This window comes from Streptomyces liangshanensis (assembly GCF_011694815.1).
Lineage (GTDB): Bacteria > Actinomycetota > Actinomycetes > Streptomycetales > Streptomycetaceae > Streptomyces > Streptomyces liangshanensis.
Window position 1 is genome coordinate 7,698,373 of record NZ_CP050177.1, and the last position, 18,412, is coordinate 7,716,784.

Here is an 18,412-nt window from a genome sequence, read left to right on the forward strand (position 1 = left end):
ACCACACACCGCACATGCGTGATTCATGTGCGATCTGAGGGTGAAATGGTGAGCGATCTGAGTGTGATCGGTGTATGGTGCGGCGGGAGGTGGCGTCTGTGTCCACTGAGAACGAGCTGTTCAGCTCTGTCGATGCGTTGCTGGAGCAAGTTGCGCAGGACGACCTGCCGGTGCCTGCGGAGCGCAAGCGTCTGCGGGAGGCGTCGGGGCTGAGTCAGGTGCAGATCGCGGCGGCGCTGGGGGCGCGCCGGGAGGCTGTGGGGAGTTGGGAGGCGGGGCGGACGGAACCGCGGCCGCCGAAGCGTGCCGCGTATGCCCGGCTCCTGGAGGGTCTCGCCGCCCGCTTCCCCGCCCCGGTCCCCGACGCGCCCGCCGCCACCCCGCCCCCGGCGGTCCCGGAGGCGTTCCCCGGCACGGCCGAGGAGCCGGCCACTGCTGGTCCGGCTGAGGGTCTGGCCCCGGCCGGGCCTGCTGCTGGTTCGGCCGAGGGGTCGGCTCCCGCTGCCCCGGCTGCTGCCGCTGCTGCTGCCGTTGCCGTTGTGCCGGTTGTGCCTGTTGTTGGTTCGGTTTCCCGTCCTATGGCCGGGGTGGCCGGTACGACCAGGCCGCCGGTGGCCAGGTCGTCGGTGACGTCTCGGCGTCCGGGTGCGGGGAAGACGCCGGCGGCGAAGACCACGGCGGTCGCCGGCGTGGATCCGCGTTTCGAGAACGGGCCGCTCGCGGTGATCGATGCCGACGCCGAGGGGCAGGTGTCGGCCTACTGTGTCGGTGGGTTGGTCCTGGACGTGCCCGCCAAGAGCATCCCGGCCCTGGTCGACTGGACGCTGACGGAGGCACGGCTGGGTCAGGCCCGCCTGCATCGTCATGGGCGGGACGCGGATCCGATCCTGGTCCTCACCGCGGCCGCGGTGGAGCGTTTCGCCCTGCCCGCCGCCCTGTCGGAGGAGGAGCGGCGTACGGGACGGCTCCCGGCCGGTCACAAGGTGGTCAAGCAGGTCGAGCGGGCCGGGCTTCGGATGACGCAGCGGGGTTTCGGCCCGTGGGCCCGGGTCTACCGTGATCCGGAGGGGTCGCTGCGGCGCTGTGTCCAGCTGTGTGTCCTGCCCTGGAACGCCCTGGACACCCGGGAGTGGGGACGGAAGGACGACCCGGAGCTGCTGCTGACGATGCATCCGGCCGATCTGGTGCAGTACCTCGGCCTGTACGCGGCCCGGGTGATGACGCCGCGTGGCTCCACCGCGACGACCGGCCTGGAGCTGATGACCGCGCTGCGCCCGCCGACCCGTGCGTCGAAAGACCCGGTCACGGGGGAGTTTAAGCCCGCGTTCAACGACGACGCGATCACCGGCCGGTACGACGTGGTGCCGTGCGAGGTCCCCGACGAACACCCCATCCTCAAGGGCCAGTTCGCCCGGCATCATCTGCGTACCCCGGCGGAGATGCTGATGGAGGAACCGTACGACTGGTGCCGGCCGCTGACGGACGAGGAGTACGCCCACCGGTACCTGGTCGTCGTCGACCTCAACATGAGCTTCGCCGCGGCCGCGAACGGCCTCACGGTCGGGCTGAACGGGCCGACCCACCTGACCGGCAACCCGGCCTTCGACCCGATGCTGCCCGGTTCGTGGCTGGTCGACCTCTCCCACGTCGACCTCTCCCGTGCACGGGTCAACGGCCGCACCGTCGACGGGGACCGGCTGCCTTCCCCGTTCACGCCCAGGGGCGAGCGCCCCACCGGCCCGGCGTGGTACGCGACACCGACGGTCGCGTACGCGGTGGAGCTCGGCTTCGACGTCGCGCCGATCGAGGCGTACGTCCGCACCCGGACCGGCCGCTACCTGGACGCCTGGTACAAGCGGCTGCGTGACGCGTACGTGGACACGATGGCCGACATGGGTGTCACCACCGACCTCCAGGGCCAGGAGTTCCTCGAGGCGATGGCCCGGCGCAGGCAGGCCGACCCGGTGCTGGCGTTGCTGGAGACCGCGATCAAGGCGACGGCGAAGGGCGCGATCGGGAAGCTGCGCCAGCGTTCCCGGGGCCAGGTGCCGTACTACGAGCCCTACCCGGCGCTGGAGCGGTGGACGTGGCGCCCGGACATCCGGGCCGCCGTGCTCGCGAACCAACGGGTCGGTCTGCACCGTAAGTTGATGAGGACGGCGGCCGCCGCCGGCCTTTACCCGGTCGCGATCGGTACCGACGCGGTCGTCTACCCCTCCTCCGGGCCGTCCCCGCTGGACGTCCTCCCGCGCACCGAGGAGGGCAGGCCGGTGCCCGGCGGTTTCCGGCTCGGTGTCTCGCCGGGGATGGTCAAGCACCAGGGCACTGGGACTGTCCTGTGGGCGGAGCAGCAGTTCGAGGAGCACGGTGGCGTCTTCAACATCTCCAACCTGATCAAGACGGATCAGAGCGTCGGGGAGGGGGAGTAGGCCGTGGTCGATTCGCTCGGGGACAGCCTGGATCGTGCGTTGGAGGGGGCGTTCACCCGCCGTATTCCGCAGAGTGCCCAGGCGCAGATGAAGTACCTGGTCAAGCAGCTCAAGGGCACCAGGGCCGTGGCCCAGGCGCTCGGGATCTCCCAGCGGACCGTGGAGCGCTATGTGACGGGCAGGCTCAAGCGGCCGCGCCGTGACCTGGCCGCGCGTATGGAGCGTGAGGTCAGGAAGCGGTGGCAGCCGCAGATCCGGGCGAGGGCCAGGAAGAAGGCGGCGTCGACGGACGGCATCGTCGTCTCCACCCGGGCCCGTTTCGGGTTCACCGCAGCGCCGGGCACGACCGACGACGCCCGCGTCCGGCACATCACCCAGGCGCTGGGCCCGCGGTGGGCGGAGCGGCTGTTCGAGGCCCGCGAGCAGGGTGCCACTGAGCAGCATCTTCTTGAGATTGCGGCTGAGGGCCTTGGCCGGTACTACTTCCGCGACGACGGGCGTCGCGCCCGTGGCCTGGACGTGGAGTTCACCGACGTCCAGGAGATCGAGATCGTCCTGTAGCCCCCGTACACCTGTAGTCCCCCGTACATACCAGGGGCCCGAACCGCCGGAAGCGGTTCGGGCCTTCCTACGTACCCGTACGTACCTGGTGACCTTCGTGAGCTGCGCGGCCGAACCGCCGGTGCCGCGGTGCCTGGGGACGGCGGTCGGCCGGTGGTGGCCGGGAGGATCCCGGTGGGGGACGGCGCCGGCAGGCCCCTGAGGCGAGGCGTTCACGGGGGTGCGGGGGCCCGGGCCGGGCCTGGTGGGTACGGGCGTTGGGGGAGGCGGAGCGGGCCGGGGAGTGCCTCGGGCTCCTCACGGGTCTCCTGGTAGGGACGCAGGGTGTGCTAGGGGCGCGGGGGTGCGCGCGTGCTCGGGGTCGGTGCCGGCGCCGACCCCGCGCGCTGGCGCGCCGGCACGGTGGCTGGGCGGTGAGGAGGCCGGCGAGCGCGGTCTCCCGGGGGAGGGTGAGGGGCACCGGCGCCGACGAGTCGGGCGGAGCCGGTGCGCGGGACGTCGTTGCTCTGCGTCCGGCGGCGGTGCGCGAGGCGTCGTTGTTCTCCGTGCTCCTGCTTCTCCGTGCTCTGGTGTGTCGCGACGGGTGGGTCTTTGGTTGGGATCCGGGGTCAGGGAGCAAGGCCTCGAACGCGGAATTGCATGACGCGGTAGGGCCATCCCGCCTTGGTGTTCCACTGGCTCACCGACAGGTGGAGGTCGTCGGGCGTGGACCCGGGGATGATGTAGCCGCCGTACAACTGCGCCACGTGGGTGTCGTCCTCGTTGCCCCAGGACGTGCCTCGCAGGAGGGTGCGGCGGTGCGCTGTGCGCAGGTTCGCCGTGGGGTGGTCCGTGACCAGGCCCTCGATCCGGTAGTCGCCCTGGTTGAACCAGGTCAGGATCCACCGGCCGTCGAGCAGTCGCAGGCACAGTTCGCCGAAGGTGCCGTCCAGGACGGGTGTGGGCGGGTTGCCCCAGGCCCGGCGGCCGGCGGGGTCGTGTCCCCACGGCTCGTAGGCACCGGGGTCGGTGAGTTTGTCGGGGTGGACCCGGTGCAGGATGAGCGGCTTGTCCCGCTGGAATCCGGTGGACAGGACGTAGACGTAGCCGTCGTCGCCGAGGGCCCAGGTGAGCAGCTGGAACATGCCGTCGTGCAGGTTCGGGGCGAACACGGCACCGGTGGGGGCCCAGGTCGTGCCCGAGTCGTCGGACCGCCAGATCTCGGTGCGTACCACGGTGCCGAGCCCCTTGTTCACCATGACGTGCAGGTACATGGTGCCACCGAGGGTGATCACGTCGGAGGGCAGCACGGTGGAGTACTCGGGGTTGTCGTGATCGTAGGGCCACAGTTGCCGGGCGTGCCGTCCACCGACCGCACCGGTCCAGAAGACCGGGCGGCCGGGGCCGTCGAGGTGCCCGTACAGTGCCGCGGGCGAGCGCCACCACCCGCCGCCGACCTTGGCCTCCTCGAAGGTGTCGCCGAAGACGAACAGGAGCCGGCCGTCGGGCGTTCGTACGGGTACGCCCAGGTCGGTGGCCTCCATACGGAACCGGGTGGTGAGGCCGGGACCGGTGAGGTCGGCGACCTTGGAGACATGGAGGGGATCTGTCGCGGCGTGGGCCGGGTCGCCGAGCAGGGGAGGGCCTGCGAGGGCCGTCGCGGCGGCCGCTCGCAGGAAACCGGCGCGGCTGAGGTGGACCGGGCGGATCGGGGGCCGCGGCGGACGCGGGGCGTCGTGGGGTGTGCCGTGGTGCATGAACGTTCCTTGGGCGATGTCGGGGGGGTTTTCGGGGCAGCCGGGGGCCCGGTGTGTGATCCGCCGCGGGAGCGGGGCACACACCGGGTTCGGCATCGGGTGTCAGTTGCCGTACTGGAGGGGGCGGTAGGCCTTGTACTCGCTGCCCGCCGTCAGTCCGTAGGTCAGGGAGCGGTGGCTGGTGCCGTTGGTGCTGCCCTGTTCGTATGCCGTGTAGGAGCGGTGGGCGGTGTCGTTCCACTTCTCGAAGATGACGGCATGGCGGGTGTTGTTGTTGCCGAGGGCGTCGATGACGAGGTCACCGGGCTGTAGCTCGCTCATGGGGATGGGGCGGGTGATCCTCGGGCCGGCCAGTCCCACGGTGTTCTCGCCGGGCGTGGGCAGGCCGAGCGCCATGGAGGCGTAGCCGGAGCAGTCCTGCCGGTAGCCGTCCCGCCAGTACAGGTGCTGGCCGTAGGGCACCGGACGCCCGTGGTGGGCTGTGAGCCAGGCCGCGGCCCGTTGCAGGGTCTGCTGCCGCGAGCCCGGCCGGGGAGCGGGTGGTGGGGGTGCATGGGGCCGTACCGGGACGCCCGGCAGCCGGTCCTCGGGGATGTCCACCGCGGCGACGGTCAGGAAGCCGGTGACGGGCCGGGTGATGTGGGCCATGAAGGTGGAGCAGGCGCTGCCCTCGCAGACCCTGCGGCCGGTGTCGACCTGGTAGTCGGCGGTGACGCGGTCCTGGCCGGGGGAGGTCTGGTTGATCGTTCCCGCGGACGGTGAGTCGATGTCCGAGGTGGTGTGCACGACCCAGCGGGTTCCCCAGGTGGGGAAGGAGGCGGCGGCCTGCCGGGTGACGGCCTGCTGAAGGGCGCCGGTGCCGGTGCCGGGAGTCGCTGTGCCGGGTGTGCCGTGGGCGGGCACCGCGAGGGCGCCCGCGGCCAGGCAGGCCAGGGTGAGCGCCGGCAGCAACCGGCGGCGCGGGCGGGTGCGGTGAGGGTGGTGGGTGGGCATGGAGTTCTCTCTTCGGGTACGGGGGAGGGGTTGCCCCTGCCGGGGGTGGGGGTGGGCTGTGCGGACCGGGTGACCGGTCAGCAGCTCGGCTTGATCCGGTCCACCTGCCGGCCGAACGCGTAGTCCGCCGACCAGTCGTTCGCCCTGACCTCGCGGGTCTTGCCCGGGGCGGGCGGCGGCGAGTCCTGGAAGCAGCCGTCGGCCGCGGCGAAGAACGAAGCGACCTTGTCGGCGAGTTCGTGGTCGCCGAGGAAGACGTTGCCCTCGTCCGGGCTCCAGTCGTAGCGGTCGCCCTGGAAGTGGGGCTCGCTCCACATGCAGATCTTGCCGCCCGGGCAGTACGGGGCGGCGCCCGCGGCCTGCCCGGCACCGGTGGCCGAGCCCGCCGTGGCCAGCGCGACGGCCGCCAGGGCGACCGAGGCCGCCATCGCCCCGATCACGCGCTGCCGCTTCTTCGTCTTCTCCGGGCCGTTCGTCTTCTCCTGGCCGTTCGTGTTCTTCACGGGATTCCCCTTTTTTCGATTCGTCGTCCGGTCCCCGGTGCGGGACCTGATGCACCGTTTGTAGCCGCTAACCTGTTGTTCAATTCGGGTCGGCCGACGCCGAACAAACGGATACCGAACAACAGGCTTCGACCGGGGGGAAGGGTGCACGCATGCCACGGGGAGAGAGTCCTCTGGACCCGGACGGCGGTCCTCTGTTCGAATTCGCGGCGCGTTTACGGAAACTACGGGAACAGGCCGGCCGGCCCACCTACCGGGACCTCGCACGGACAACGCACTACGGGATCGCGACACTGTCCTCGGCCGCGGCGGGACGTCAACTGCCCAGCGCGGCCGTCACCCTCGCCTACGTCCGCGCCTGCGGCGGGGACGAGCGGGAATGGAAGCTGATCTGGCAGCGAACGGCTGACGCGTGCACCGGTACGGACACGCCGGCCGCCCCCGGCGCGCAGGACCGGAAGAAGAGCGGTGCCAGGCCGCCCTATGTCGGTCTGCCCGCGTTCGAGGAAGCCGATTCCGGGTTCTTCTTCGGCCGCGAGAAACTCACCGCCGCGCTCGTCGAACACTTGAAGGAAAAACGGCTTCTCGTATTGTTCGGGGCATCGGGATCCGGTAAGTCGTCGGTGCTGCGCGCAGGTGTGCTTCCCGCCTTTCCCGACGTTTCCTCACTGGTCTTCACCCCCGGCCCGCATCCGCTGGAGGAGTGCGCCGTCCGCCTGGCGGCCCGCGCCGGCGTCGCCCGCGACCCGGTGCACACCGCACTCATGGCCGAGCCGCGCACCTTCCACCGGATGGTGCGGCAGATCCTCGCCGGGCGCGAGGAGACCTGCTCCGCAGCGGACGAACTGCTCGTCGTCGTCGACCAGTTCGAAGAGGTGTTCACGCTCTGCCGCGACGCGCGGGAACGCGAGCGGTTCGTCGACTCCCTCGTGCACGCCGCCCAGGCCCCCGACAGCCGCACGCGGGTCGCCCTCGCCGTGCGGTCCGACTTCTACACGCACTGCACCCGCCTGCCCGGCCTCGTCGACGCGCTGCCCCACGCCCATCATCCTGTCGGCCCGATGACCGCCGAGGAACTGAGGGCGGCGATCGTCCAGCCCGCCGCGCGCTCCCGGCTCACCGTCGAGAGCGCCCTGCTGACCACCCTCACCGCCGACGCACACGGCCGGCCGGGCGCCCTGCCCCTGCTCTCGCACGCCCTGCTGGAGACCTGGAAGCGCCGGCGGGGCAACGCCCTCACGCTGGCCGGCTACCGCGCGGCGGGCGGCTTCGAGGACGCGCTCACCCAGACCGCCGAGGAGTTCCACCGCGCCCTGGACGACAGCCGGCAGGAGGCCGCGCGACGGCTGTTCCTGCGGCTCGTCGCACTGGGCGAGGGCACCGAGGACACCAAACGCCGGGTGCCACGACATGAACTCGGCGACGGCCCCGATACCCGGTTCGTCCTCGAACGAGCGACCCGGGCCAGGCTGCTGACCGCCGACGCCGATCACGTGGAGATCGCCCACGAGGCCCTGATCCGCTGCTGGACCCGGCTCGGCCAGTGGCTGGAGGAGGACCGCGGCCAGGAACGTCTGCGACGCGCGGTCACCGAGGCCACCGCCCTCTGGGAATCCCTGGACCACGACCCCGACTCCCTGTACCGCGGGGTACGCCTCGCCACCGCGAAGGATCTCCCGCCGCGGACACTGACCGCCCGGGAGCGCGCCTTCCTCGACGCCGGCGAGGCGGCGGCACAGCGGGCACGACAGCGCGAGGGCCGCCGCCTGCGCCGGCTGCGCCGCATGGTCGCGGCCCTGGCCGTTCTCCTCGTGTCCGCCATGGCCGCCGCCGGTTTCGCCGTACGAGCACAGGGCACCGTCACCCGGCAACGCAACGAGGCCGTGGCGCTCCGGGCAGCCGAGGAGTCCGTCCGCCTCAGCCTGCACGATCCGTCACTGGCCGCCCAGATCGCGCTGGCCGCCTACCGCCAAACCCCGCAGGACCGCACGCAGGACGCCCTGCTCACCACCCTGTCCGTCGCCTCGATCGGCCCCGCACAGGCAGGCCCCGAACCGGCGGGCCCCGCACAGGCCGGGCCCGCACCGGCGCCGTACACACCGGTCGGCCACGCACCCGCCGTCACCGCCGACGGCCGCACCCTGGCCATGGCCGACGGCGCGCAGCTCGTCCTGTGGGACATGAAGGATCCACGACAGCCCCGCCGACTCGGCACCGTCGACGGCCACGGAGTCGGCCTGAACGCGTTCGAGTTCACCCACGACGGCAACACGCTGGTCGGTGCGGACAGCGACCGCACGCTCCGGCTGTGGGACGTGACCGACCCGCGGAACCCGACGCCGCTGTCGAAGCTGCCCACGGAGCACACCGACTCCGTGTACTCCGTCGCCGTGAGCCGGGACGGCCGCACGGCCGCCACCAGCAGCTACGACCACACCATCCGCCTCTGGGACATCACCGACCCGGCACACCCCGGCACACTCGACAGGCTCACCGGACACCGGGACAACGTCAAACCCGTCGCCTTCAGCCCCGACGGACGGACCCTGGCCTCGGGCTCCGACGACCACACCGTCCGCGTCTGGGACGTGACCGACCCACGGCACGCTGCCCCCCTCGCGGTCCTCGAAGGGCACCGGAACTTCGTGGACGCCCTCGCCTACAGCCCGGACGGCCGCACCCTGCTGAGCGGGAGCGACGACCAGACGGCGAAACTGTGGGACATCAGCGCACTTCCCCGCCACCGCCAACTGGGCGAACTGGCAGGCCACGCCGACATCGTCGCCGGTGTGGCCTTCGCCTCCCACGGCCGCACGGCGGTGACCGTCGGCGTGGACGGCGTGGTGAACGTCTGGGACGTGACCGACCGCGCCCGCCCCGCCTCCCTGGCCCACCTCACCAACCCCCGCGGGACGGTCAAGGAAGTGCGCTACCTCACGACGGACGGCATGTTCCTCACCGTGACCGCTCACCGCAGCGTCCAGATCTGGTACACCGACCTCGACCGGGCGCTCACCCACGCCTGCGACCGGGTCCACGCCACCATCAGCCGCGCCCAATGGGCTCGCCACTTTCCCCGCCTCGACTACGCCCCGCCCTGCCCGCGCCACACATGACCCGGGCCGACCGGAATCCCGCCGACGGATGATCCGGCACCGACCCGGCCCCCCTTGCACCTACCAGGTCGGGTCCCGGGAGTCAGCAGCCCAGGCTGCCCGCCAGGCAGTAGCCGGCGATCCGGGGCCGGCCGGTCGCCCCGGTGACCACGACATGGAAGCAGACCCCCGGAACGACGAACCGGATGCCAGGCCTCGCAGGCGTGCACGACCACGTTCCCGGGGCCGCGGGAGGCCGCCGCCCCGGCACGCCGAGCAGACCTGGCGGGCCTCAAATCCGCCGCATCGTTCTCTCTCCCCCCCCCCGAACGAACCACGGTCCACCGCACCGACCTCCGACAACGGCAGCCGCCGGCACTCAACTGGCCATCGGCAGCGCTCGGCCACATCCTGCTGCGCGATTCGGGCCGATCCACGGACCCCAGCCCTACGCCGTCACCGGATCGGCGGCGGTGGAGAACTGGCCGGTGATGGCCCGCCAGCCCGCCGGCACGCAGGGGTCGACCTGGTCCGTGTTCCCGCCCCAACTCGGGCACATGGCCCAGGGCGTCCTTGAGGCCGTGGCCGACAACACCACCCGTACACAGGCGCAGCGGCACAGGCCGCCGGGCCGGCCTCCTCAGGGCGACGATGCCCGAGGGCCTGGTGCACGACGCGATACCCGCCTCCCCGGCCCGGCCACACATCGCCTCCGCCATGGCCCCCCTCGACGACCAGGGCGTCGACGTCGCCCTGTCCCACCCCCGCGCGCACACTGCGGGGACCACCGTCGACCGCGCCGCCGCCCTCACCACCCCGCCCGCCCGCCGTACGATCCCCGGTCCCGCCGGCCGCGGGCGCGGCCGTCGTACCGACCCCGGCCACGCCTGTCCCTCCCGCGGCCGCCGTACGGTCCGCCTCTTCCCGGGCCGTCGTACGCTCCGCGCCCGCGCCCGTACCGGGGGCGGCTGACGCATCGTTCCCGCCCGCGCTCACCCCGCCCGCGGCCGTCGTGCCGTCCCGGACCGTGGCCCCTGCGGAGCCTGTACCGGCCCCGGCCGCCGCACGGACCCCGGCCGCGCCCGCACATTCCGCACCCGCGGCCGGGAACCGCGCACGCCTGCCCCGGCAGGACCGCCCGCTCTCGGATCGTCCGCTGCGCCGGCCTTCACGGTCCGCTCCTCAACTCCGGCTGCTGCTTCCCGGTCCGGGCTCTTTGACCTCACCCAGGCCCCGTACGGTCCGCGCCGGGCAATGTGCCAACGGGTGCGGGAGGTGTCGGTGAATCTCGACAGCGCGAAAGGCGCCAAGGGCGGCTACGCGTGCGGGGGCGCCGCGGTACGGGTAGAAGTTCGTCGACGGGGAGCTCGCGGACACCGAGCCCGGGGTGCGGGAGGAGGCCCGCCGGCAGTCCGTGCGGGCTTGCGCCGAACGCGAGGAGCACGAGCACCGGTACGCGCCGTCAAGCTCCTCAAACAGCAGTCCTGACGATGCTCCTGGGGGGAATCACCATGCTCGCAACGATCCTTGCCGTCCTCGGTACCCTGCTCGGTGTCGCCCTGTCCGGGGTCTTCGCGCTCCGTACCGCCGACCGCGCCGAGGCGGTCGCCGCTCGCCAGCAGTTGCGCCGCGACCAGATCACCGCGTTGACCGAGCTGGCTGCCGCGGGTTCCGACCACCGCATGTCCATGTGGATGCGCGGCGAGGCCATCGTCGCCGGTGCTCCCGAGGCGCAGGTCCACGAACTGCGCCTCGCCTCTCACGTCACCAGGTCGGCCCTCACCCGGCCCCTGGCGACCGTGCAGATCCTCATCCCGGACCCCGCCGTACGGGCCGCGGCCACCGAACTGGTCCACTCCTCGTACCGGATGCGCGACGGCAGCACCAGCACGGAAGATCTCATCGCCGCCCGCGAGATCGCGCGCACCGCCCACGACCAGTTCGTGGACCGGGCCGCCGCGTACCTCGCCACCGCCTGAGTGTGCGCCGGAGCAGGATCCTGTCCGGCACCCACTGTTGTTCGTACGGTGCAGGCTGTTCCACCCGTCCCGGTGTCAGCGCGCCGTAGCGGTCAGATCCCGGCCGAGGTCGGCGCCATCGGGCACGCCCCACCCCGCGTCGTCGCCGGGCGCAGCGGTTCTTCGTACGGTCACCCCTCCACGGTTCCTGAAAGGTAGGACGCCCGGCCGGTCGAGGCGCCCGTCGTCCGTCCCAGAACAACCTTGGACACCCGTCCTCTTCTCCGCAGGCACCCCCTTGGACCACACACACCACCAGGAGAAACCAGTGTCATACCCGCACCCGCTCACCCCCGAGGCGGAAGAGTTCACCCCTGAGGAGAGGCTCGCCGAAGCGAAGAAGCAGCTGAACCTCCCGCGTATCGTCGCGATCTGCGGCTCCACCCGCTTCATGACCGAGATGACCGAGGCCGATCTGCGGGAGACTGGCTCTGTCCACTTTCAGCAGCAGCGTTTGTTCGCCCGGTTCGGGAGGCGGTGGGTGACCCGAGCCACCGAAGATATGCACGAGAAGTAGTGCTGCGCGCCGCCCAGGAGCAGGCCGGGGTCCCGGCCGGGCGATGGACGGGCCGGGGACTTGCCGTGCTCGGGCTCGCGCCGGGTGAGGAGGTCACCGAGGCGCAGCTGCGGAACCTGTTCGGTGAGCGGGGCCGCCACCCGGACGCGGACCGTATCGAGGCCGACCTGCTCGCCCAGGGCGTCTCCCTGACGACGGCGTTCAAGGCCGGCGCCCTCGGACGCCGGGTGATGGTGACCGGGGTGGGCTTCGTGTTCCGGCCGCAGCCGACGATCTACCTCCTGCGGGCGATGGGGGATGAGGAGACCCGCGGGGTGATCGAGGTCGCGCACGAGCGGGCGATCGTACGGGTGCTGGGGTGGATCGAGGACGAGGTCGCGGTGATCCGGTACGGCAAGGACGGCGTCTACCGGGTGCGGCCGCCCGGCGGTCTGGTCGCCGCCCGCTTCCGCCACTACGAGGCACGCTCCGGCATGCCCCTGCTCCATGACCATGTGTTGCTGTCGGTGAAGGGGCAGCGCCTGGACGGGAAGTGGGGCTCGATCCACACGACCGCCCTGCACGAGAACACCGTCGCCGCCTCCGCGCTCTACAACGAGCTCGTGGCCGCGGAGGTCTGCGAGGCGCTGGGGCTGGCGACCGAGCCGCGCACCGTCACCCCGGGGCGCCGCCCGGTGACGGAGATGGGCTCCACCGAACGCGATGCGGGCTCCTCCGGCGCTTCCCACCCCATGTTCGTCAACGAGACTGTGATCGCGATGCTGCGCCCGAAGCCGGACCTGGCCAAGCTCGCCGACGACCCTCCGCACGTCCGGGCCGCAGCCCAGGCCGCCGTCGAGGCGCCGGCCGGGATCGGCACGATCGCCTCGTACTGGACGGAGGTCCCGTTGCCCGCCACCGGCACGTGGAACGCGCCGGGCAAGGGCGGCGCCCAGGCCGACGTCGTCGTCAACGCGCCGCAGGACCAGGTGCCGCTGTTGTTCGTCGAGGTCGACAACTGCCACGAGAGTGCGGAGGAACTCGCCGACAAGCTGGAGAAGTACGCCCGGTTCTTCCGTCGGAAGATGAAGGACACCGACAGCCGGGAGCGCCTGATGTGGCGCACCCCGCTGGAACGCTCCGGACACCTGGTCCGGCGACGCGTCGCACCCGCCGGTCCTGCTGGTGTTCAACCGCATCGGCGAGCGCAACCCCGACCGCACGGTCCCGCGCCTGATGGAGCTGACCCGGCATCTGTGGCAGGGGCGCCGGGAGGTGGGCTTCCACGACTACGACGGGAGGATCCCGATCATCGCGACCGGTCTGAAGGACCTGCGCGAGCACGGCCCGGAGGGAGCGGTGTTCCTCCGTTTCGGCCGCGAGAACAAGCAGCCCCTGCGGGAGGCGATCGGCAACCCCCGCCGCGCGGCCGCCGATGCCCGCGCCCGGAAGGAGAACAGGGCCCGGCAGAGGAGTACCGGGCGAAGACGCGGCGCGCGGACCAGGAGCAGGCGGCGAAGAAGGCAGCGGAGCGAGAGGCCCGCCGCCCGGTGTGTGCCGACTGCGGGGCGCGCTTCACCGACGAACGGTGGGAGGCGGTAGAGGTAATGGACTGGGGCACCCCGAAGGACATCCGCCCGCACCTGTGTGACGACTGCAAGCAGAAGGCCCTCACTGTCAGCCCGGCGGCCGGCATACGGGAGCGCCAGGAGCACGAGCAGGACCAGGCCGTGCCCGAGCAGAAGGCCACCAGCTGGTTCTCACGCCTGCGCGGCTGACACCGGCAAGCCACCCGCCGGCAGCGCGGGCAAGCCCACGGCCACCCCGGGCAAGCCCGCATCGTCGGTGGCGGCGAGGCGGAAACGCCGGGGGACTTGGTCGGCGACAGTTACTTCGCGATGGGATTCACCGTCGCGGGTAGGCCGGAGGCCCTGTGAGCTCTGGGTAGTGCAGACCCTGCGCGTCTTCGGGCAGCAGCGCAATGAGGTCCCGTTGCGCCTGGAGCGCGAGCGCGGTGGCCTCGCGGCCGTACCGGCGAGCTACGAACGCGGTCGCCTCCGCCCGGACGGCTACCGTGCGTTGGACAGTCACCGCACATGGCTCCGAGAGCACCCGGTGCCATCGGGCGTCCCTCCAAGCACGGAATCGGGCGGTCCCGTCTGCCTCCTGCAACCGGGCGCCGTACGAACGGGGCCGCGGCGCGGGCGGCAGCGGGTCGCGCACGGCGCGGCGCGCGGCGGCGGTGAGGGCGGGCACAGGTTCCAGGGCGGCGGCCAGCGGGCCGCCACGCTGCGCCGCCGCCGCGACCAGTACGTCGACCACGTCCAGAGCGTCACTCACGCTCGTGGGTGACCAGCCTTCGCTGGCCCCGGCGTCCAGCACGTCGATCGCGGCGTCCGTCAGCGTGTTGAGCAGCTCGGACAGACCGGGCGGAGGGCAGGGCGGGAGTTCACTCACGTCCGTACAACGACCCCGTGGTCCGGCGGACACCGACCCTCGTCAGCGGGGGGGGGGGGGGGGGGATGACTGACACCGCACCGTTGTTGTTCCCGCGGGCTGTTGAGGAGGCGCTACTCGCCCGCTTCGTGGCTGCCGCGTACAGCCCGGAGAAGGACCGATTGGAGCGCCCTGTGCCGTCTGGCGTCCCAGGTACGGCGGTTTGCGGCTGGCCACGCTGCTCGAGGCTCGCCGGGGTCTAGCCCGGGCTGCGCCTGCTGGCACATCATGTTCCACATGGTCGGGAAAACACCACACAGGCAGCCTGTACGTAGTCAGGATCAGCGCCCCGCCTCCGGACTGGGCATGCGTCTCGGTGGGGCGGTTTTCCAGATTGTCGGCTGTCTCCTGCTGCTGGTCGCGGCCAATCGGATACGTATGACGAGTACGGTGTTGAATTCGCCATACCGCTCCTTGCCAGTTTGGCAGACGCTGCTGGTCACAATCGGCATGCTCTGCGGCGGAGCTGTTGTGTTGTACGCCGGGAGACGATTATCCCGTCACGGTCGCCGACACTTCACTCGTGTCCTGCGTTCACCTCACGAGCTGGGTCCGGAGCCCTTCGTCCTTTTCCTCCGCCCGTTCAGCGAGGACCGCAAGACGTTTCAATCGGGTTCGGCCTTCTTCGCCTACGGTTCGGCGTTCAGCCTGTTCACGAGCGCAGGCTTGGAAAACCCCAGCTCCCAGACGCTTGAGGAGGGCATATCCCAAACGTTCCAACGGTTCGCAAAGTTGTTGGCCGTTGGTCAGCCGGGGGAGAAACTTCCCCTCCCCGGAGCTGACAAGCTCTACCTCCCCCTGGCAGGCTGGCAGCCCATCATCAGCGAACTTCTGAACCGCGCCTGCCTGGTCGTCCTTGTAGCCGCTCCTGGTCCTGGAACTTTGTGGGAGTTCTCGGAGGCTGTACGGCTTCTCCCGCCGGCGAGGTTGATCCTCCTCGTCCTGTCTGACGACACCTCGGCCCACGAGCCCAGCGCATACGACCGCTTTCGGCAATCTGTCGCTGAAGCCTTTGCCGCAAGGGACCCTCAGGTGCGGCCACCCCTTCTCCCCGACTGCCCCCCTCTCCAACATCCGGATCGCCTGCGTGGGGAACCCGTCGTGCGGGGCTTCGTTCTCTTTGATGCCGAGTGGACGCCAGAGTTCGTACGTCTGGATCTCACGGCCGTGAGGGCTCTGACGCACCGCGGACGAGCAAAGAAGCTGGTACGCCAGCAGATGGAGCCCTTTCTGGAACGTCTCCAGCGCGCACTGCCCTGAGCGGTTGTCCCCGCTGCGCCGGCGGTGGTCCGTACGGGTCCGGTGCCCACGGCGATACCGATGATGACCCGCTTCAGCCCGAGCGTGGGAGTACTGACCCCAGCGGAGACGCTCCGGGACCCGATCTTTTGCCCCCCAACGCCGCTTGTCTCGTACGGACCTTGACTGGACCGCCTCACCGAACCCTCCCGGCGGCTTAGGCTCGAGGGATGGCTATGACACCGCAGGAGCTCGAGGAGCAGGAGTCCAACCTGGAGCTGATCAACAGCGAGATTGCATCGCGTATGGTGCGGCAGTCGGAGGCCGGCGCCAAGGTGGACACCAAAGCCATCTTTGTTGTGGGCTTCGCCGCGACAGCCGCACAGTTCTTGGCGGCCCGGTCCTTCGAGCCGTACACCGGCACCGCGGCCTTCGTGGCGTACGCCCTCGCTATCGGCGTTGGCATCTCGATCTTCAGCCTCGCGAGGTATGAGGACATCGAACCTCGGGCGGTGCTGGAAGATCACGGGCGCAATCAGAAACCTGCAACGCTGATAGCCCTTGCCGCCACGCGGGTGACCATGTTCGAGAAGAACAAGGCGGTGCACACGCGCAAGTCGAACCGCTGGACAGTCAGTTTGACAGCCATCATTGTCGGGATCTGCCTCTCGACTGTCAGTATCGTGTTGCACACTGGCGCACATGACCGAGAACCAGGGAAACCAGGGAAACCCGCCCCCTCCGCCCCCTCCGCCGCCCAGTCTCACTGACACCTTCGCCAACCCCAATCTCGTGGGAACCGAGAAGAGGGGCGACGGCAAGACCTCTTCCCCCGTAGGAGGCAGGGGACGGACCCCCAATCGAGGCTGACACACCGAGCAAGCCCGTCCCTCCCGGCCGCACCTCGTGCCGGGAGGGACGGGCTTGTCCGTTGTGGCGCGGATCGCGCTCGGTAGGGGCCACTACCGCACGAAGGCCGGACTGCGCCAGCTCCGTCCGGATTGTCAGTGGTGGCCGATAGTCTCTTTGAAGAGCAAGTCACCAGCTTTTGCACGAGAGATGAGTGGCCATGACGGACAAGAAGACGATCTTCGTAGCCTTCGCGATGGAAGACGAATCGCGGCGCAATCTGTTCACGGGACAGCGGGTACACCCTGACTCTCCGTTCGAGTTCATCGACCTGTCGGTGAAGGACCAGTACGTGACCGACTGGAAGGATCGCGTCCGTACGCGCATCCGTCGTTCCCAGGGAGTCATCGCACTCATCAGCAAGAGCACGCCGGGGGCGACCGGCCAGCTCTGGGAGATCACGTGTGCCCGCGAAGAGGGCAAGCCGCTCCTGGGGATCTGGCTCGACGAGGACTACCGCGTCAAGCCGGCAGCGATGGGGTCCGCCCCGTGCAAGAAGTGGACCTGGGACAACGTCGCCAACTTCATCGACTCGGTCTGACTCCATGAAGCGGGCTCTCCTGGTCGGTATCGACCAGTACCACGAGTTTTCCCAGCTCAACGGTTGCGTCAACGATGTGACCGCCCTGCACCCGCTGCTGGCGCGTAACGAGGACGACTCCCCGAACCTCGACTGCCGGGTGGCCAAGGCCCCGCAGTCGGGGCCAGGTATCCGCCGCGACGACCTGCTCGCCATGCTCGACGACCTGTTCGCCCCGGGCTCCGACTTCGCCCTCTTCTACTTTGCGGGCCACGGCGCGTCACAGAGGGGTGACGTCGCTCTGGCGACCTCGGACGGCACCAGCGCCACGCCCGGGGTCAGGTTCAGCGAGATCCTCGAGCGCATCGTAGAGAGCGAGGTGAAGGAGACCGTCATCGTCCTGGACTGCTGCTTCTCCGGTGGCGCGGCCACCATCGCCGCCCTCGGTGCTGACCGGGCGATCCTGCCGAAAGGCACCGCCGTGCTGACCGCGAGCCGAGCGGATCAGCTGTCCCTGGAGACCGCCTCCGGGCGGGGGCAGTTTTCGACCTACTTCGAAGGCGCCCTTGACGGCGGAGCCGCAGATGTCCTCGGGCACGTCAACGTATCCGGCCTCTACGCCTACCTTGCCGAATCGTTCGGCGCCTGGGAGCAGCGCCCCACGCTCAAGGCCAACATCGACAGACACCACGACATCCGCGTCTGCGATTCACGGGTCCCGAAACCTGTGCTGCGCAAGCTCACCCAGTGGTTCCCCACCCCGGACCACGTCCTGCGTCTCGACCCGTCGTTCGAGCCGACCGAAGAGCCGTCACACCCTGAGAACGAGGCGATATTCGCCGGCCTGCAGAAGTACCGGGCTTGCCGCCTCATCGAGCCCGTGGGCGAAGATCACCTCTACTATGCCGCCATGAAATCAACGGGGTGCATCCTCACGCCCCTGGGCAAGCACTATTGGCGACTGGTCAAGGCGGACCGCATATGACGCGTATAGGAATCACAGGTCATCAAGGACTGCCCGCAGGAGCGGTTCCCTACGTCACGCAGAAGATCCGCGGCATCCTCACGCAGACAGCGCCGCCTCTCCTCGGGTACGGCTGCCTTGCCGAAGGCGCCGACCAACTCTTCGCGCACGAACTGCTTGCCGCAGGAGGAGACCTCCACGTCGTCATCCCCTCCGAAGGTTACGAAGGAACCTTCTCCAACACCGACAAGAACACCTACTTCGCCCTGCTCGACAAGGCGGCTGAAGTGACACGCCTTCGCTTCGATTCCCCGAGCGAGGAAGCGTATGACGCGGCTGGAAAATGGGTCGCGAACCACTGCGAAATCCTGATCGCGGTATGGGACGGAGAGCCCGCGCGCGGACTCGGAGGAACCGCAGACGCTGTAGCCCACGCCCGAAAACTCGGCCGGA

15 protein-coding genes are annotated in these 18,412 nt (G+C 70.4%); 11 read left to right on the plus strand and 4 right to left on the minus strand.

The window, feature by feature from the left end; translation table 11 throughout:
- The first annotated feature begins 74 nt into the window (after nucleotides 1–74).
- Together tap and tpg are read left to right on the plus strand one after the other, a co-directional pair.
- Entirely contained in the window at nucleotides 75–2,429 is a 2,355-nt protein-coding gene (gene tap, locus HA039_RS33450; protein WP_208298753.1) for a telomere-associated protein Tap, read from the plus strand.
- 3 nt (nucleotides 2,430–2,432) lie between these two features.
- Entirely contained in the window at nucleotides 2,433–2,990 is a 558-nt protein-coding gene (gene tpg / locus HA039_RS33455) for a telomere-protecting terminal protein Tpg (RefSeq protein WP_167035799.1), read from the plus strand.
- Nucleotides 2,991–3,598: 608 nt separating this feature from the next.
- On the opposite strand, the gene HA039_RS33460 is transcribed toward tpg, so the two are convergent.
- The 3 genes from HA039_RS33460 to HA039_RS33470 all read right to left on the minus strand — a co-directional run bounded on the left by HA039_RS33460 (nucleotide 3,599) and on the right by HA039_RS33470 (nucleotide 6,222).
- Complete coding sequence (locus HA039_RS33460) at nucleotides 3,599–4,726, minus strand: DUF4185 domain-containing protein (protein WP_167035802.1); 1,128 nt, start codon at nucleotides 4,724–4,726, stop codon at nucleotides 3,599–3,601.
- Between the two features lie 102 nt (nucleotides 4,727–4,828).
- A complete protein-coding gene (locus HA039_RS33465; protein WP_167035805.1) occupies nucleotides 4,829–5,719 on the minus strand; it encodes a hypothetical protein in 891 nt (296 codons plus the stop codon).
- Between the two features lie 77 nt (nucleotides 5,720–5,796).
- Entirely contained in the window at nucleotides 5,797–6,222 is a 426-nt protein-coding gene (locus HA039_RS33470; protein ID WP_167035807.1) for a peptidase inhibitor family I36 protein, read from the minus strand.
- A gap of 152 nt (nucleotides 6,223–6,374) precedes the next feature.
- Between HA039_RS33470 and HA039_RS33475 the strand changes: the two genes are divergently transcribed.
- The 5 genes from HA039_RS33475 to mobF all read left to right on the plus strand — a co-directional run bounded on the left by HA039_RS33475 (nucleotide 6,375) and on the right by mobF (nucleotide 13,609).
- On the plus strand, nucleotides 6,375–9,338 hold the full coding sequence (locus tag HA039_RS33475; RefSeq protein WP_167035810.1) for an nSTAND1 domain-containing NTPase: 2,964 nt from the start codon (nucleotides 6,375–6,377) through the stop codon (nucleotides 9,336–9,338).
- 630 nt (nucleotides 9,339–9,968) lie between these two features.
- The gene (locus HA039_RS33480) at nucleotides 9,969–10,289 is read left to right on the plus strand and encodes a hypothetical protein (protein ID WP_167035813.1); all 321 of its coding nucleotides are present in this window, start codon (nucleotides 9,969–9,971) and stop codon (nucleotides 10,287–10,289) included.
- A 539-nt stretch (nucleotides 10,290–10,828) separates the two neighbouring features.
- Nucleotides 10,829–11,296, plus strand: a complete 468-nt coding sequence (locus HA039_RS33485; protein WP_167035817.1) for a hypothetical protein — start codon at nucleotides 10,829–10,831, stop codon at nucleotides 11,294–11,296.
- Between the two features lie 307 nt (nucleotides 11,297–11,603).
- Entirely contained in the window at nucleotides 11,604–11,852 is a 249-nt protein-coding gene (locus HA039_RS33490) for a hypothetical protein (protein ID WP_167021962.1), read from the plus strand.
- Nucleotides 11,852–13,609 (plus strand): MobF family relaxase, encoded by a 1,758-nt coding sequence (gene mobF, locus HA039_RS33495; protein ID WP_208298754.1) that lies wholly within the window; start codon nucleotides 11,852–11,854, stop codon nucleotides 13,607–13,609. The genes HA039_RS33490 and mobF overlap by 1 nt, the downstream gene beginning before the upstream one ends.
- Before the next feature lie 127 nt (nucleotides 13,610–13,736).
- On the opposite strand, the gene HA039_RS33500 is transcribed toward mobF, so the two are convergent.
- A complete protein-coding gene (locus HA039_RS33500) occupies nucleotides 13,737–14,288 on the minus strand; it encodes a hypothetical protein (RefSeq protein ID WP_167035821.1) in 552 nt (183 codons plus the stop codon).
- 1,508 nt (nucleotides 14,289–15,796) lie between these two features.
- Here HA039_RS33500 and HA039_RS33505 point away from each other — a divergent pair.
- The 4 genes from HA039_RS33505 to HA039_RS33520 all read left to right on the plus strand — a co-directional run.
- Complete coding sequence (locus HA039_RS33505; protein ID WP_243869951.1) at nucleotides 15,797–16,336, plus strand: hypothetical protein; 540 nt, start codon at nucleotides 15,797–15,799, stop codon at nucleotides 16,334–16,336.
- 299 nt (nucleotides 16,337–16,635) lie between these two features.
- The gene (locus HA039_RS33510) at nucleotides 16,636–17,016 is read left to right on the plus strand and encodes a TIR domain-containing protein (RefSeq protein WP_167035824.1); all 381 of its coding nucleotides are present in this window, start codon (nucleotides 16,636–16,638) and stop codon (nucleotides 17,014–17,016) included.
- A gap of 4 nt (nucleotides 17,017–17,020) precedes the next feature.
- The gene (locus tag HA039_RS33515; RefSeq protein ID WP_167035827.1) at nucleotides 17,021–17,980 is read left to right on the plus strand and encodes a caspase family protein; all 960 of its coding nucleotides are present in this window, start codon (nucleotides 17,021–17,023) and stop codon (nucleotides 17,978–17,980) included.
- Nucleotides 17,977–18,412: hypothetical protein (locus tag HA039_RS33520; RefSeq protein ID WP_167035830.1), on the plus strand; the 436-nt coding region annotated here is incomplete at its 3' end. The genes HA039_RS33515 and HA039_RS33520, both read left to right, overlap by 4 nt.

Excerpts from the sequence above, each read along its gene's own strand:
- HA039_RS33485 (WP_167035817.1), top strand. The coding sequence starts at position 10,829 with ATGCTCGCAACGATCCTTGCCGTCCTCGGTACCCTGCTCGGTGTCGCC.
- HA039_RS33480 (WP_167035813.1), top strand. The coding sequence starts at position 9,969 with ATGCCCGAGGGCCTGGTGCACGACGCGATACCCGCCTCCCCGGCCCGG.
- HA039_RS33465 (WP_167035805.1), bottom strand. The coding sequence starts at position 5,719 with ATGCCCACCCACCACCCTCACCGCACCCGCCCGCGCCGCCGGTTGCTG.
- HA039_RS33515 (WP_167035827.1), top strand. The coding sequence starts at position 17,021 with ATGAAGCGGGCTCTCCTGGTCGGTATCGACCAGTACCACGAGTTTTCC.
- HA039_RS33475 (WP_167035810.1), top strand. The coding sequence starts at position 6,375 with ATGCCACGGGGAGAGAGTCCTCTGGACCCGGACGGCGGTCCTCTGTTC.
- HA039_RS33505 (WP_243869951.1), top strand. The coding sequence starts at position 15,797 with ATGGCTATGACACCGCAGGAGCTCGAGGAGCAGGAGTCCAACCTGGAG.
- HA039_RS33460 (WP_167035802.1), bottom strand. The coding sequence starts at position 4,726 with ATGCACCACGGCACACCCCACGACGCCCCGCGTCCGCCGCGGCCCCCG.
- HA039_RS33510 (WP_167035824.1), top strand. The coding sequence starts at position 16,636 with ATGACGGACAAGAAGACGATCTTCGTAGCCTTCGCGATGGAAGACGAA.
- tap (WP_208298753.1), top strand. The coding sequence starts at position 75 with ATGGTGCGGCGGGAGGTGGCGTCTGTGTCCACTGAGAACGAGCTGTTC.